Annotated in this window: 14 protein-coding genes; 10 read left to right on the forward strand and 4 right to left on the reverse strand. The window is 71.7% G+C overall.

The genetic code is table 11. The features are described 5' to 3' along the window. Positions 1–104: 104 nt before the first annotated feature. Entirely contained in the window at positions 105–404 is a 300-nt protein-coding gene (locus GPA03_RS13415; protein WP_156252495.1) for a hypothetical protein, read from the forward strand. Continuing rightward, positions 386–607 (forward strand): hypothetical protein, encoded by a 222-nt coding sequence (locus GPA03_RS13420; protein ID WP_156252496.1) that lies wholly within the window; start codon positions 386–388, stop codon positions 605–607. Before GPA03_RS13415 ends, GPA03_RS13420 begins: the two co-directional genes overlap by 19 nt. Here the strand turns inward: GPA03_RS13420 and GPA03_RS13425 are convergent. Further along, complete coding sequence (locus GPA03_RS13425) at positions 591–1,367, reverse strand: AfsR/SARP family transcriptional regulator (RefSeq protein ID WP_156252497.1); 777 nt, start codon at positions 1,365–1,367, stop codon at positions 591–593. The two genes, GPA03_RS13420 and GPA03_RS13425, sit on opposite strands and share 17 nt — an antisense overlap. Positions 1,368–1,557: 190 nt before the next feature. After that, positions 1,558–2,694, reverse strand: coding sequence for an acyl-CoA dehydrogenase family protein (locus GPA03_RS13430; RefSeq protein WP_156252498.1), 1,137 nt, complete (start codon positions 2,692–2,694; stop codon positions 1,558–1,560). A gap of 328 nt (positions 2,695–3,022) precedes the next feature. Here GPA03_RS13430 and GPA03_RS13435 point away from each other — a divergent pair, with 328 nt between their 5' ends. From GPA03_RS13435 to GPA03_RS13445, 3 genes are all read left to right on the forward strand, one after another. Further along, entirely contained in the window at positions 3,023–3,304 is a 282-nt protein-coding gene (locus GPA03_RS13435; protein WP_156252499.1) for an HU family DNA-binding protein, read from the forward strand. A gap of 136 nt (positions 3,305–3,440) precedes the next feature. Beyond that, positions 3,441–3,809 (forward strand): DUF3039 domain-containing protein, encoded by a 369-nt coding sequence (locus GPA03_RS13440; RefSeq protein ID WP_156252500.1) that lies wholly within the window; start codon positions 3,441–3,443, stop codon positions 3,807–3,809. Between the two features lie 50 nt (positions 3,810–3,859). Then, the gene (locus tag GPA03_RS13445; protein ID WP_156252635.1) at positions 3,860–5,653 is read left to right on the forward strand and encodes a DEAD/DEAH box helicase; all 1,794 of its coding nucleotides are present in this window, start codon (positions 3,860–3,862) and stop codon (positions 5,651–5,653) included. Here the strand turns inward: GPA03_RS13445 and GPA03_RS13450 are convergent. Together GPA03_RS13450 and GPA03_RS13455 are read right to left on the reverse strand one after the other, a co-directional pair. After that, positions 5,637–6,068: an HIT family protein gene (locus GPA03_RS13450; RefSeq protein WP_156252501.1), complete on the reverse strand. Its 432-nt coding sequence runs from the start codon at positions 6,066–6,068 to the stop codon at positions 5,637–5,639. The two genes, GPA03_RS13445 and GPA03_RS13450, sit on opposite strands and share 17 nt — an antisense overlap. 58 nt (positions 6,069–6,126) lie before the next feature. Then, positions 6,127–7,437 (reverse strand): nicotinate phosphoribosyltransferase, encoded by a 1,311-nt coding sequence (locus tag GPA03_RS13455; protein ID WP_156252502.1) that lies wholly within the window; start codon positions 7,435–7,437, stop codon positions 6,127–6,129. Between the two features lie 63 nt (positions 7,438–7,500). Between GPA03_RS13455 and clpS the strand changes: the two genes are divergently transcribed. The 5 genes from clpS (at position 7,501) to GPA03_RS13480 (ending at position 13,010) form a co-directional block, all read left to right on the forward strand. Further along, positions 7,501–7,800 (forward strand): ATP-dependent Clp protease adapter ClpS, encoded by a 300-nt coding sequence (gene clpS / locus GPA03_RS13460; protein ID WP_206673553.1) that lies wholly within the window; start codon positions 7,501–7,503, stop codon positions 7,798–7,800. Continuing rightward, a complete protein-coding gene (locus tag GPA03_RS13465) occupies positions 7,797–8,372 on the forward strand; it encodes a DUF2017 domain-containing protein (RefSeq protein WP_156252504.1) in 576 nt (191 codons plus the stop codon). Before clpS ends, GPA03_RS13465 begins: the two co-directional genes overlap by 4 nt. 196 nt (positions 8,373–8,568) lie before the next feature. Next, entirely contained in the window at positions 8,569–9,402 is an 834-nt protein-coding gene (gene murI, locus GPA03_RS13470) for a glutamate racemase (protein WP_156252505.1), read from the forward strand. After that, on the forward strand, positions 9,403–10,176 hold the full coding sequence (locus tag GPA03_RS13475; protein WP_156252506.1) for an MBL fold metallo-hydrolase: 774 nt from the start codon (positions 9,403–9,405) through the stop codon (positions 10,174–10,176). It begins immediately after the preceding gene. A 146-nt stretch (positions 10,177–10,322) separates the two neighbouring features. Then, positions 10,323–13,010, forward strand: a complete 2,688-nt coding sequence (locus GPA03_RS13480; protein WP_421958419.1) for a phosphoenolpyruvate carboxylase — start codon at positions 10,323–10,325, stop codon at positions 13,008–13,010. Positions 13,011–13,152 lie beyond the last annotated feature (142 nt).

Below are 13,152 nucleotides of genomic sequence, written 5' to 3' on the forward strand. Positions count from 1 at the left end.
TGGCCAGGCTGGCGGCGGGGCCGTCACCCGCGCGTTGCACGGGCGTCACGCCCGCACCGATCGCCGTGACGGCGACGTGACGGCTCCGGGTCCACGGTGGCCAGATGTCCGAGCCCACACCATCCGGCCTTCAGCGCTGGGGCCTCAGCATCCCGTGGCTGCTCTTGGCGGGAGCCGTGCTCGTGATGACCGCCGTGATCACCACGATCGCGCTGCGGATGCTCGAGCCGCAGCCGAGCATCCCGACTCCCACGATCAGCCCGAGCCCGGCCGTCGTCATCGGCGAGCCAAGCACGCAGCGCCCGTTCATCATCATCCCGACGGACGGCGTCGCGTCCGCGACCGATTCGCCGACCGCCGTCGGCCCCGACGCGGTGCCCGCGCGATGGATCAGCCACCGGTGAGACCGGCCGAGGAACCGGAGCACGACGCGATCGCCGTCGTGACGGTCCTCATCGGGCAGCCGCCCCGAGTCCGGATCCGGTACGCACGCCCGAACGCTCGCTGGATCGAGCACGTGCACGCGGCTCCGGAGCCGGCGATGGCCGAGCTGTGGGCATGGTGCGAGGCAGCGTTCCGCCTCGGTGAGATCAGCCGGCCGCAGTGACGAGCCGCTGCGGTGCCACGGCGTGCTCGACCATGTGCTGGAACTGTGGGCTCGGTGCGATGCCGAGCTCGGCCTCGATCAGCCGGGCGTAGGAGCGTTGTGCGCGACGCGCCTCGGTGATGTTGTGCTCGGCGAGATGGCACTCGATCGCGACCTGGTGGGCGGACTCGCGGAGCGGGTCCGCGGCGATCGCTGCCAGCGCGGCTCCGATCGCTTTGCCGTAGCTGCCGCGTGCCAGGAGGCTGCGAGCGAGCTCCTCGACGGCGTGGATCCACCCCTGCCGCAGCCGCTCGCGCTCGAGGCACAGCCAGTCGGCGTCGTAGCCCGGGACGAGCTCCCTGCCGAATCGGTCGGGGTCGACCAGGAGGTCGGCGGTGGTGGCGCAGCCGCTGAGAACCCGGTGCATCCACGCGGTGGCCTCCCAGTAGTCCACCTGGGTGCCGGGCGCGATCGAGACCTCGCTCAGATCGCCGTCCAGCAGGCCATGGTCGCGCTTGCTCAGCCGCCAGAGCGCTGAGCGCAGGTTGCCCCGGGCTCGCTGCTCGGGAACCTCGGGCCACAGCAGCCCGGCCAGCGCGGATCGCGACACGGGTGAGCGGTGCACAGCGAGATAGGTGAGCACGCCCACGGCGCCACCGGTCAGGGTGACCTCGCCGGTGCCGTTGCCGCACCTGAAGCCGCCCAGCAGCCTCAGGTGCCAGGTGGCCGTGCTGTCCTTCACGTCAACGACCGCCGGCTGCACGGCGCGGGGCGGGTTCATTCGACCTCCCAGGCTCGATGCGCTCCGGGCGGTCGGGGGCGCACCGGTGCGCTGATGTCCATGAGGAGGCGACACCGCCGGCGCTGATACATCCGCCGAGTTCGTTGCAGACCGGCGCGTTCGTTGGGTGCACCAGACGAACTCGACGATGTGGAACGCACTCGGCGTGGGGGGCGCCGGGCGCCGGGCGTCAGGGAAGGGGGCCGAGGAGGGCGCTCGCGACCGTGCTGTGGGCCGACTCGTCGTCGCTGGGATGGAACAGGCCGGCCAGGACGTCGCGGTACAGGCGGCTCAGCTCGTTCTTGGCGAAGTAGGAGCCGCCGCCGCTGACGCGGATCGCGGCCTCGACCACGTCCTTCGCGGTCTCGGTGGCGAGCACCTTGGTTCCGGCGAGCTTGGCGAACCAGCGGGGGCCGTGGTCGACCTGGTTGTCGACGTCGGCAGCGACCGCGTGCAGCTGCGTGGTCGCCGTCTCCAGGGCCATCGCGGCGGTCGCGAGGCGCCAGCGGATGTCGGGGTCGTGCGCGTAGACGTCGCCGGTCTTCATCGACGTCCTGGTCCGTACCGTCTCCACCGCGAGGTCCAGCGCGCGCTGCCCGATCCCGACGTACACGCTCGAGAGCAGCAGCTCGAAGCACGCGAAGATCCCGAACACGAACGGGTCGGGGTTCGGGCCGGGTGGCAGGCGCCGCACCACGCGGTCGGCGGGGGCATGGGCGCCGTCGAGCACCGTGGTCCGGGACTGCGTGGCCCGCATCCCGAGGGTGTCCCAGTCGTCCTTGGTCTCGGTGCCCTCGCGCGTGACGAAGCCGTACACGATGCGCGGGTCGTCGGGGTCGCTGTCGTCGAGGCCGTGCACGCCGAGCCGCGTCCAGGCCGGCGCCAGCGAGGTGAAGATCTTGGTGCCGTGGAAGCGGTAGCCGCCCTCGCCGTCCGGCACGGCGCTGGTGGCCGATCCGAACAGCACGAGATCGTTGCCGCGCTCGGAGATGCCGAACCCGAACACCTCGCCCGCCGCAGCCTCGCAGAGCAGGAAGTCCAGCCCGCCGTCGCCCCGCTCGTGCAGCACGCGCGCGACGCCGCACCACACCTGATGCATGTTGGTCGCCAGCGCGGTGGCGGGAGCAGCCGCCGCGAGCCGGGACTGCTCGCGCACGAGCTCCAGCAGGCTCAGGCTGGCGCCGCCGAGGCCGGTGGGCACGTGCGCGGCGAGGTAGCCGGCTGCGGTCAGCGCCTCGAGATCCTCGGTGAAGAAGGTGTTGTCGCGGTCGTAACCAGGCGCACGGTCGTGGATCTCGGCCAGCAGGTCGTCAGGCAGGAAACTCATGACCCTGACGGTAGCCCTGGCACGACGTCCACGCTCGATGCGCCTGCAAGCGATTGCGAGGGCAGCAGGAGGGCGTCGAGCGTGGACTTTGTGCCGCCAGCACGAGGTTCCCGGCGACGGCGGGCAGGTCCGCCGGAACCTGTTCGCCGTCGTGCCGCGGGCGTGACCGATGTTGCGCATGTGACAAATGGGACCAACGAGGAGGCAGATTGGCGGAAACTCGCCGAAAACACGCCCTCAGATCGTGGAGTTGTCGCCTCTTCGCCGTAGTGTCGGCTCCGGCGCTTCCCGATCGGGGGGCGATCAAGTGGAAGAGAAGGGGACAACTGTGTCCGTCAACCGCACTGACCTCGTGGCCGCCATCGCCGACAAGGCCGGCCTCACCAAGACCGACGCCGACAAGGCGCTGTCCGCCCTGCAGGACGTGCTGATCGAGTCCCTGGGCAAGGGCGAGGCCGTCAAGGTCACCGGCCTGCTCTCCGTCGAGCGCGTCGAGCGCAAGGCGCGCACCGGCCGCAACCCGCGCACGGGCGAGGAGATCAAGATCCCCGCGGGCTTCGGCGTCAAGGTCTCCGCCGGCTCGGCCCTGAAGAAGGCCGTCAGCAACTGATCTGCTGAGCACCAGCGGCACAGCCGCTGCCACCAGGGCCCGGGAGCGATGCTCCCGGGCCCTGTGCGTTCATCCTCTGTGCGCGCGACCCGCCGACGGGTCGCGACCGACCCGGGAGGTTCGTACACTGGCAGACATGTCCGAACCGCTCCCTCCCAGCAGCCCCGAACCGGACCGGTTGTCCACGGCTGGCTCCACCGGCGTGCTGGAGCGGCCCGAGACCCGCGAAGAGGCGGCTCCGGGCGATGCCGAGCGGTACGCGCACTACGTCAAGAAGGAGAAGATCACCGCGGCGGCCGTCTCCGGTGGTCCGGTGGTGGCGCTGTGCGGCAAGGTCTGGACCCCCACGCGCGATCCCAGCAAGTTCCCGGTGTGCCCGGTGTGCAAGGAGATCTACGAGTCGATGAACAGCGGCGGCGACCGTTCGAACGACAAGGGTTCCGACGGCGGTGGGTCGGGTCGGTCCGGCTTCTCCGGTCTGTTCGGGTTCGGCTCGCGCCGGTGACGCCGCCCCCCGAGACGGGGCGGCACGAGACGGGGGATGGTTCCGTCGGCGTGCGCCCGCACGAGCAGGAAGGCACGTCGCAGCACCCGCAGCACCCCTCGGCTGCTGCGGCGACGCAGCTGTCACCGGCGTACCCGGCGCGGGCAGCGTGGGGGACCGCGGGTCGGCTGCGCGCCTGGCAGGCGGAGGCGCTGTCGTCGTACCTGAGCCGCTCGCCGCGTGACTTCCTCGCGGTGGCGACCCCCGGTGCCGGCAAGACGACCTTCGCGCTCCGGGTGGCCACCGAACTGCTCGAGACCGGCGTGGTGCGCCGGGTCACCGTGGTGGCGCCCACCGAGCACCTGAAGACCCAGTGGGCCGACGCGGCCGCGAAGGTCGGCATCAGCATCGACCCGAGCTTCCGCAACGCCCAGGGCCGCCACGGCGCGCAGTTCGACGGCGTCGCCCTCACCTATGCGCAGGTGGCCGCCAACCCGGCGCTGCACCGTGCCCGCACCGAGGCGGCGCGCACGCTCGTGATCCTCGACGAGGTGCACCACGGCGGTGACGCGCTCACCTGGGGTGACGCGGTTCGGGAGGCTTTCGAACCCGCGACCCGGCGGCTGGCGCTGACCGGGACGCCGTTCCGGTCCGACACCTCCGCGATCCCGTTCGTCACCTACGAGCGCGATGCCGACGGCATCCGGCGCTCGAGGGCCGACCACTCCTACGGGTACGGCGACGCGCTGCGCGACGGCGTGGTGCGGCCCGTGATCTTCCTCGCCTACACCGGGCAGATGCGGTGGCGCACCCGCGCGGGCGACGAGGTCAGCGCGCGCCTCGGCACGCCGATGACGAAGGACCAGATCGCGCAGGCGTGGCGCACGGCGCTCAACCCCGACGGCGAGTGGATCGGGTCGGTCCTCAAGGCCGCCGACACCCGGCTCTCGGAGGTGCGCCGCTCGGTTCCCGACGCCGGCGGGCTCGTGATCGCGACCGATCAGGAGACCGCGCGTGCCTATGCCGGCCAGCTGCGGGCGATCACCGGCCAGCCGCCGGTGGTGGTGCTGTCCGACGACGCCGGCGCCTCCCGCCGGATCGAGGAGTTCGCGGCCGGGGACCAGCGGTGGATGGTCGCGGTGCGCATGGTGTCCGAGGGTGTGGACGTGCCGCGCCTCGCGGTGGGCGTGTACGCCACGGCGGCTGCGACCCCGCTGTTCTTCGCGCAGGCGATCGGCCGGTTCGTGCGTGCGCGCAAGCGCGGCGAGACCGCCTCGATCTTCCTGCCCTCGGTGCCGGTGCTGCTCGGCCTGGCCGGTGAGCTCGAGGCCGAGCGCGACCACGCGCTGGACCGCAAGGCCAGCGACGAGCCCGGCGAGGTGCTCCTCGACGACGCGGCGCTCGAGCAGGCCAACCGGGAGGAGTCGGCCAGCGACGACATGCTGTCCGGCTTCGAGGCGCTCGAGGCGAACGCGAGCTTCGACAAGGTCCTGTTCGACGGCGGCGAGTTCGGGGTGGGCGGCGACGTCGGGTCCGACGAGGAGCTCGACTTCCTCGGGCTGCCGGGGCTGCTCGACGCCGACCAGGTGGCCACGCTGCTGCGGCAGCACCAGGCCCAGCACGTGGCGAGGTCGCCCCGCCGGGAGCAGGCGCGCGACGTCGTCGACCATCGCCGCCTCGGTGAGCTCCGCAAGGAGCTCAACCAGCTCGTCTCGGCGTGGTCGCGCCGGTCGAGCACCCCGCACGGCGTGCTGCACACGCGGCTGCGCCAGCACAGCGGCGGGGGAGAGGTCGCGACCGCCACGGCCGAGCAGATCGAGAAGCGGATCGAGAAGGTCCGCGCCTGGTTCATCGGGAAGAGCTGAGCTCCCCGACGGCGGTGCGGATCGCTGCTGCGGTCGCGCTCGCCTCGTCCGCGGCGTACGTCGTGCGGGGCCAGAAGAACCCGCGCAGCCCGTCGCCCTTGGTGCGTGGCACCACGTGCGTGTGCAGGTGCGGCACCGACTGGCTGACGACGTTGTTGATCGATACCCAGGTGCCCTGGGAGCCCAGGGCAGCCGGGATCGCCGTCGAGAGCAGCTGCACGGCGCCGAAGTAGTCGGCGAGCCGGTCCGCGGGAAGGTCGGAGAGGGTGTCGACGTGCTCGGCGGGCACCACGAGGGTGTGGCCGACGAACACCGGCCGGATGTCGAGGAACGCGACCACGGTGTCGGTGCGCAGCACCTCGTGGGCGGGCTCGTCACCCGCCACGATGCGGCAGAACAAGCATGCTCTCGACATCCGTGGCACCTCTCCCTCGACCCGCCTCACACGTGGTGCGGCGAGCGTACGACCGGTCTCAGAGCTGGATGTGCGTGGTGGGGATCGCGGGGTCGCCCGCCGAGAGGCGGCGCGCCGAGGGGCCGAGCTCGCCGCGCGAGGCGGTGTGACGCTCGGCCGCAAGGGTGACGCCTGCGGCGCCGACATAGGACTCCTCGACCTGCCCGGCCCGCACGAGGGGGACGTGCAGCAGGCGCATGTCGGGCTCGGAGGGCGTCCAGGCAGAGTCCGCTCCTGCCACCACGATCTCCTCCACCGCGCGCCCGGCGGCGTCGAGGCGGCGCATGGCGCTCTTGCGGCCCGCGACCGAGGCCTTCGACGTGGAGGCCTTGACGACACCGGCCATCGCGCCGTCGGCGCCCTCGCGCTCGACCAGCTTGTAGACCATGCCGCAGGTGGGCGCGCCGGACCCGGTCACGACCGAGGTGCCGACGCCGTAGGAGTCGACCGGGGCGATCGCGAGGGAGGCGATCGCGTACTCGTCGAGGTCGGAGGAGACCACGATCTTGGTCCCGGCGGCGCCGAGGGAGTCGAGCTGGTCGCGGACCTCACGGGCGACGACGGCGAGGTCGCCGGAGTCGAGACGGATCGAGTCGAGGCCGGTGCCGGCCGCCGCAATCGCGCGCTGCACGCCGGTGGGGATGTCGTAGGTGTCGACCAGAAGGGTGGTCTCGGTGCCGTACGCCGCGACCTGGGAGGCGAACGCTGCCTCCTCGTCGTCGTGCAGGAGGGTGAAGGAGTGGGCAGCGGTGCCGATCGTGGGCAGTCCGTAACTGCGACCGGCCTCGAGGTTGGAGGTGCCGGCGAACCCCGCGACCGCGGCAGCCCTGGCGGCGGCGACGGCTGCGTGCTCGTGCGCACGCCGAGAGCCCATCTCCAGGCACGGCCGGTTGCCCGCGGCGGAGGTCATGCGGGAGGCGGCGGAGGCCACGGCCGAGTCGTAGTTGAGGATGCTCAGCACCACGGTCTCGAGCAGGATGCCCTCGGCGAAGGTCGACTCGACGACGAAGATCGGCGAACCCGGGAAGAACACCTCGCCCTCGGTGTAGCCGACGATGTCGCCGGTGAAGCGGTAGTTCGCGAGGTAGTCGAGCGTGGCGGCATCGACGACGCCGTTCTCCCGCAGGTAGGCGAGCTCCTCCTCCCCGAAGCGGAAGTCCCGGATCGCCTCCAGCACCCTGCCCACGCCGGCGACGACGCCGTAGCGGCGACCGGCTGGCAGCCGCCGGGTGAAGACCTCGAACACGCACCTGCGGTGCGCGGTGCCATCGGCCAAGGAGGCCTGCAGCATCGTGAGCTCGTAGCGGTCGGTGAGCAGCGCCGTCGACATGATGGCCAACCTAGCCCCCAGATCCGGCTCGGACGACGTGGCCTCGGTCTCGCCTAACCTGGTGTGGTGAGCACAGCATCCCCGGACGTCGAGCAGCAGGAGGAGACCGACGTCGTCGTCGACGCTGCCCGCCCTTGGGTGACGATCGTCTGGAACGACCCGGTCAACCTGATGAGCTACGTGAGCTACGTCTTCCAGAGCTACTTCGGCTACGACGAGCGCAAGGCTAACCAGCTGATGATGCAGGTGCACCACGAGGGGCGGTCCGCGGTGTCCTCGGGCTCGCGGGAGAAGATGGAGATCGACGTGCAGGCCATGCACTCCTTCGGGCTGTGGGCCACCATGCAGCAGGACGACCAGTGAAGGGCTTCGCGCGGCGGCGCGGCGTGTACGTGGCCACGCTCGATCGCACCGAGCGCACGATCCTGTCGCGGGTGGTCGCCGACACGGCGCTGCTGCTGGGTGTCAGGCTGGACGTCGAACGCCCGGAGGGCGACGCGGACCCCCTGGCCGCGCACGCCTGGTCGGCCGAGGGTCTCGAGGAGCCGAGCGACCCGGCGCTGGCTCGGCTGCTGCCGAGCGCCTCGGAGGACGACGGCGTCGCCGCCGAGTTCCGCCGTCTCACCGAGGGTGATCTGCGCGCCCAGAAGGTGGAGCGGCTGCGGATGGTGTGGGGCGCGCTGCTCGCGCCGGGGGAGAAGATCGAGGTCCAGCCCGAGCGGGCGATGGATTGGGCGGCCGCCCTGACCGACGTGCGGCTCGTGCTCGCGGAGCGCCTCGACATCCAGACCGACGAGGATGCCGAGGCGGTCTACAAGGCAGCCAACCGGCGTCGAGCAGAGGACGACGACGTCCGAGCCGCCCTCGGCAGCCTGTACATGGTGCTGACCTGGCTGCAGGAGTCGTTGATGTCGGTGATGCTCAAGTCGCTCTGAGGCGGTGGCGCCGGCGCCCCAGCCATCGTCGGCTTCGGGGTGATCTCGGTCCAGCTGCTGACCCGTGAGCACCCCGAAGCGCTTTCCGCCGAGCCGGGCGCCGGCCCGTCACCGTGGCGCCGGCGACAGGTGAAACTCGCCACAAACCGCCGTTCTGCATGGGTTGTGTCGCCGTGCGGGGTTAGTGTCCCGAACCGTGAGTGATGCACCGATCGGGATCTTCGACTCCGGCGTGGGCGGCCTGACCGTCGCGCGCGCGGTGATCGATCAGCTGCCCAACGAGTCGGTGCTCTACATCGGCGATACCGCCAACTCGCCGTACGGGCCGCAGCCGCTCGCGGACGTGCGAGCGCACGCGCTCACGGTCATGGACGATCTCGTGGCCGCGGGCGTGAAGATGCTCGTGATCGCCTGCAACTCGGCCTCCTCGGCGGTGCTGCGTGACGCGCGTGAGCGATACACGGTCGCGCAGGGCGTGCCGGTGGTCGAGGTCATCCTGCCCGCCGTGCGGCGCGCCGTTGCCGCCACCCGCTCGGGGCGCGTGGGCGTGATCGGCACCCAGGCGACCATCACCTCCCGCGCGTACGACGACGCCTTCGCCGCCGCTCCGCACCTGCGCCTGACGACGACGGCGTGCCCCGCCTTCGTGGACTTCGTCGAGCGGGGCCAGACCTCGGGCGACGAGCTGATCAGCCTCGCCCGCAGCTATCTCGCGCCGATCCTCGCAGCCGACGTCGACACCCTCGTGCTCGGGTGCACCCACTACCCGCTGCTCACCGGGGTGATCTCCTACGTCGCCGGTGACGGCGTCACGCTGGTCAGCAGCGCCGAGGAGACCGCGAAGGATGTCTACCGCACCCTCGTGGCGCACCACCTCTCTGCCGACCCGCAGGCCACCCCCACGTACCAGTTCCTCGCCACCGGTGACCCGAAGGCGTTCGACAGGCTCGCCCGCCGGTTCCTCGGCCCGGAGGTCGGTGCCCAGAGCGCAGCGGACATCACCGGTGAGATCCCGAAGGTGGTCATCTAGGTGCGTCTCGTCGTGGTCGGGTGCTCAGGCTCGGTGTCCGGACCGGACTCCGCGTCCTCCTCCTACCTGGTGCAGGCCGACGAGGGGGAACGCACCTACTCGGTGCTGCTCGACCTCGGCTCCGGGGCGTTCGGGCAGCTGCTGCGCTACGCACGGCCCGAGGACGTCGACGCCGTGCTGCTCTCGCACCTGCACGCCGACCACGTGGTCGACCTCGCCGCCCTCGACGTCTACCTCCGCTACGGACCAGGTTCTCCGCACCATCAGATGCCGCTGGTCGGCCCGGAGGGGACCGATCGACGACTGGTCGAGCTCATCGGGGAGCCCGACGCCGGCACCTGCTCCTACGCGATCAGCACCTGGGCGGCGGGCACCCCGATCGAGGTGGGGCCGCTGCGCATCGAGCCGTTCGAGGCGCGCCACCCGGTGCCGGCGTTCGCGTTCCGCATCACCGGGCCCTCGGAGGACGGCACGGGCACCCGCGCCATCGTCTACACCGGCGACACGGACACCTGTGACAGCGTCACCGCCGCCGCGACCGGTGCCGACCTGCTGCTGGCCGAGGCCGCCTTCGAGGAGGACCGCGACGAGGTGCGCGGTATCCACCTGACCGGCCGCCGCGCCGGCGAGCTCGCGACGGTGGCCGCCGTCGAGCGTCTCGTGCTCACGCACATCCCGCCGTGGACCTCGCGCGAGAAGGTGCGCGCCGAGGCGTGCACCGCGTACGGCGGCCCGGTCGATGTCGCCAAGCCCGGGGTCATCTTCGCGCTCTGAGGCTGTGGTCCCTGTCACAGGGCGGGGCCGCGGGCCCGGGAGTTCGGCGCTGTTGCGGGGATCTCGCCGCTGCTGGGGCGCCTGCACACCGTCCGTTCCGTGACCGTAGGCACGCGGTCGGCTGAGTGCTCGCTACTCTCGCACGCATGGCAGAGGCAACCGAGAACCTCGACACCGCGGCAAACGGCATCGCCACCGGATCGCGCCTGGGCGCGGTGCTGGAGATGCCCGACGAGCTGCGTCACGACGTCCGGCTGCTCGGTGAGCTGCTGGGCACCGTCATCGCCGAGAGCGGCGGCGACGACCTGCTCGCCGACGTCGAGCGGCTCCGCGAGCTGACGATCCGCGCCTACACCGAATCGGGCTCCGAGGCGTTCGACCAGGCGGTCGCATTCGTCGATGACCTCAGCCTCGACCGGGCCGAGGAGCTGTCGCGCGCATTCACGTGCTACTTCCACCTGGTCAACCTGGCCGAGGAGTTCCATCGCATCCGGGTGCTGCGGGCACGCGAGGACGACGGCGGCGCTCGCCCGCCCGAGGACTCGCTCGCCGGTGCGATCGCCAAGCTCCGCGAGGACCTGGGCGAGGAGGAGACCCTGCGCCGGGTCGCCGAGCTGGAGTTCCGCCCGGTGCTCACGGCGCACCCGACCGAGGCTCGCCGTCGTGCGGTCGCGGCCTGCATCCGGCGCATCAGCGACCTGGTCGCGGAGCGCGACGACCCGCGCCTGACGCACCGGGGCCTGGAGGAGAACCGCCGCGCGCTGCTCTCGGAGATCGACACGCTGTGGCGCACCTCGCCGCTGCGTCTCGACAAGCCGACGCCGCTCGACGAGGTCCGCACCGCGATGGGCGTCTTCGACGAGACCCTGTTCACGGTGCTGCCGCAGATGTACCGCCGCTTCGACGACCTGCTCGCAGGCGGGGACACCTCGGGGACCCGCGCCCCGGTGGTTCCGGCGTTCCTGCGGCTCGGCTCCTGGATCGGCGCCGACCGCGACGGCAACCCCAACGTCACCGCCTCGCTCACGCGTGCGGCGGCCGGGATCGCCTCCGAGCACGTGCTGCTGGGGCTCGAGCGCGCCGCGGTGCGGATCGGTCGCGGCCTCACGCTCGACGCGGCCACCACCCCGCCGTCGCCGGAGCTCGAGGCGCTCTGGGCGCGTCAGCACCGCCTCGCCGAGGAGGTGACCGACGAGATCGCGAGCCGTTCTCCCGACGAGCCCTATCGCCGCGTCATGCTCACGATCGCCGAGAGGATCGGCGCGACCCGCCGTCGGGATGCCGACCTCGCCTACGCGAGCGTGGACGAGCTGCTCGCGGACCTGCGCGTGGTCCAGGCAGCGCTCGCGAGCAGCGATCCGCGCAAGGCCTACGGCGAGGTGCAGTCGCTGATCTGGCAGGTCGAGACGTTCGGGTTCCACCTCGCCGAGCTGGAGGTGCGCCAGCACTCGGCCGTGCACGAGAAGACGCTCGCGGAGGTCGACGCCGGTGGTCAGCTCTCGGAGATGAGCGAGGAGGTCCTGGAGACCTTCCGCGCGATCGCCAGCGTGCAGCGCCGCTACGGCCAGCTGGGCGCGCGCCGCTACATCGTCTCGTTCACCACCAAGGCCCAGGACATCGCCAACGTGTTCCGGCTGGCCGAGGTCGCGCTCGGGTCCGGCGACGACGCGCCGGTCATCGACGCGATCCCCCTGTTCGAGACCTTCGAGGACCTGCAGAACTCCACGACGGTGCTCGACGGCATGCTCGAGCTGCCGCAGGTGCAGGCTCGGCTCGCCGCCACCGAGCGAAGGCTCGAGGTCATGCTCGGCTACTCCGACTCCAGCAAGGACGTGGGCCCCGTGTCCGCGACGCTCGCGCTGTACGAGGCGCAGAGCCGGATCGCCGAGTGGGCCGAGCGCAACGACATCACGCTCACGCTGTTCCACGGCCGCGGTGGTGCCCTGGGTCGTGGCGGCGGCCCCGCCAACCGGGCCGTGCTCGCACAGCCCCCCGGCTCTGTCGACGGTCGCTTCAAGCTGACCGAGCAGGGCGAGGTCATCTTCGCCCGCTACGGCGACCCGGTGATCGCCTCCCGCCACATCGAGCAGGTCGCGGCTGCCACCCTGCTGCAGGCCACCCCCGCGATCTCGGAGCGGAACTCGAAGGCGGCGGCGGACTTCGCCGATGTCGCTGCGACGATGGACGTCAGCTCGCGCGAGCGGTTCTACCAGCTCGTCCGGGCCGAGGGCTTCCCGCAGTGGTTCGCCACCGTGACACCGCAGGAGGAGGTCGGCTGGCTGGCGATCGGGTCGCGGCCCGCCCGCCGCGGGCTCTCGGTCTCCTCGCTCGATGATCTGCGTGCGATCCCGTGGGTCTTCGCGTGGACGCAGGCGCGGATCAACCTCACCGGGTGGTTCGGGCTCGGCACCGCGCTCGCGAGCGTCGGCGATGTCGACAGGCTGCGCGAGGCGTACCAGCGGTGGCCGCTGTTCGCGACGATGATCGACAACGTCGAGATGTCGCTGGCCAAGACCGACGTGCGGATCGCGAAGCGGTACCTGGCGCTCGGTGACCGTGACGACCTCGCCGACCTCGTGCTCGAGGAGATGGAGCTCACCCGGGACTGGATCGTGCAGATCACGGGTCAGGAGCGGCTGCTCGCCGGGCACCGCGTGCTCGGCCGGGCGGTGCAGCTGCGCTCGCCGTACGTGGACGCGCTGTCGCTGATCCAGCTGCGCGCGCTCGCCGCGCTCCGCTCGGGTGACCACGACGACGCCGAGGACGCCAAGATCCGCCGGGTCATGCTCCTGTCCGTCAACGGCGTCGCCGCTGGGCTTCAGAACACCGGCTGATCGACCGACCGCCCGGTGGTGGCTCAGCGGCCACCAGGAGCCGGGGTGTGGACGCTCAGCCACCGGCCGCCCCGCCCGGTGGTGGCTCAGCGGCCACCGGTGGCCGGGGTGTGGACGCTCAGCCACCGCCACCCACCCGGTG

This window comes from Pseudactinotalea terrae, assembly GCF_009733845.1.
Lineage (GTDB): Bacteria > Actinomycetota > Actinomycetes > Actinomycetales > Beutenbergiaceae > Pseudactinotalea > Pseudactinotalea terrae.

Coding starts and splice junctions, on each gene's coding strand:
- GPA03_RS13450 (WP_156252501.1), bottom strand. CDS start 6,068: ATGTCGAGAGCATGCTTGTTCTGCCGCATCGTGGCGGGTGACGAGCCC.
- GPA03_RS13420 (WP_156252496.1), top strand. CDS start 386: ATGGATCAGCCACCGGTGAGACCGGCCGAGGAACCGGAGCACGACGCG.
- GPA03_RS13455 (WP_156252502.1), bottom strand. CDS start 7,437: ATGTCGACGGCGCTGCTCACCGACCGCTACGAGCTCACGATGCTGCAG.
- GPA03_RS13480 (WP_421958419.1), top strand. CDS start 10,323: ATGGCAGAGGCAACCGAGAACCTCGACACCGCGGCAAACGGCATCGCC.
- GPA03_RS13440 (WP_156252500.1), top strand. CDS start 3,441: ATGTCCGAACCGCTCCCTCCCAGCAGCCCCGAACCGGACCGGTTGTCC.
- GPA03_RS13415 (WP_156252495.1), top strand. CDS start 105: ATGTCCGAGCCCACACCATCCGGCCTTCAGCGCTGGGGCCTCAGCATC.
- GPA03_RS13430 (WP_156252498.1), bottom strand. CDS start 2,694: ATGAGTTTCCTGCCTGACGACCTGCTGGCCGAGATCCACGACCGTGCG.
- GPA03_RS13425 (WP_156252497.1), bottom strand. CDS start 1,367: ATGAACCCGCCCCGCGCCGTGCAGCCGGCGGTCGTTGACGTGAAGGAC.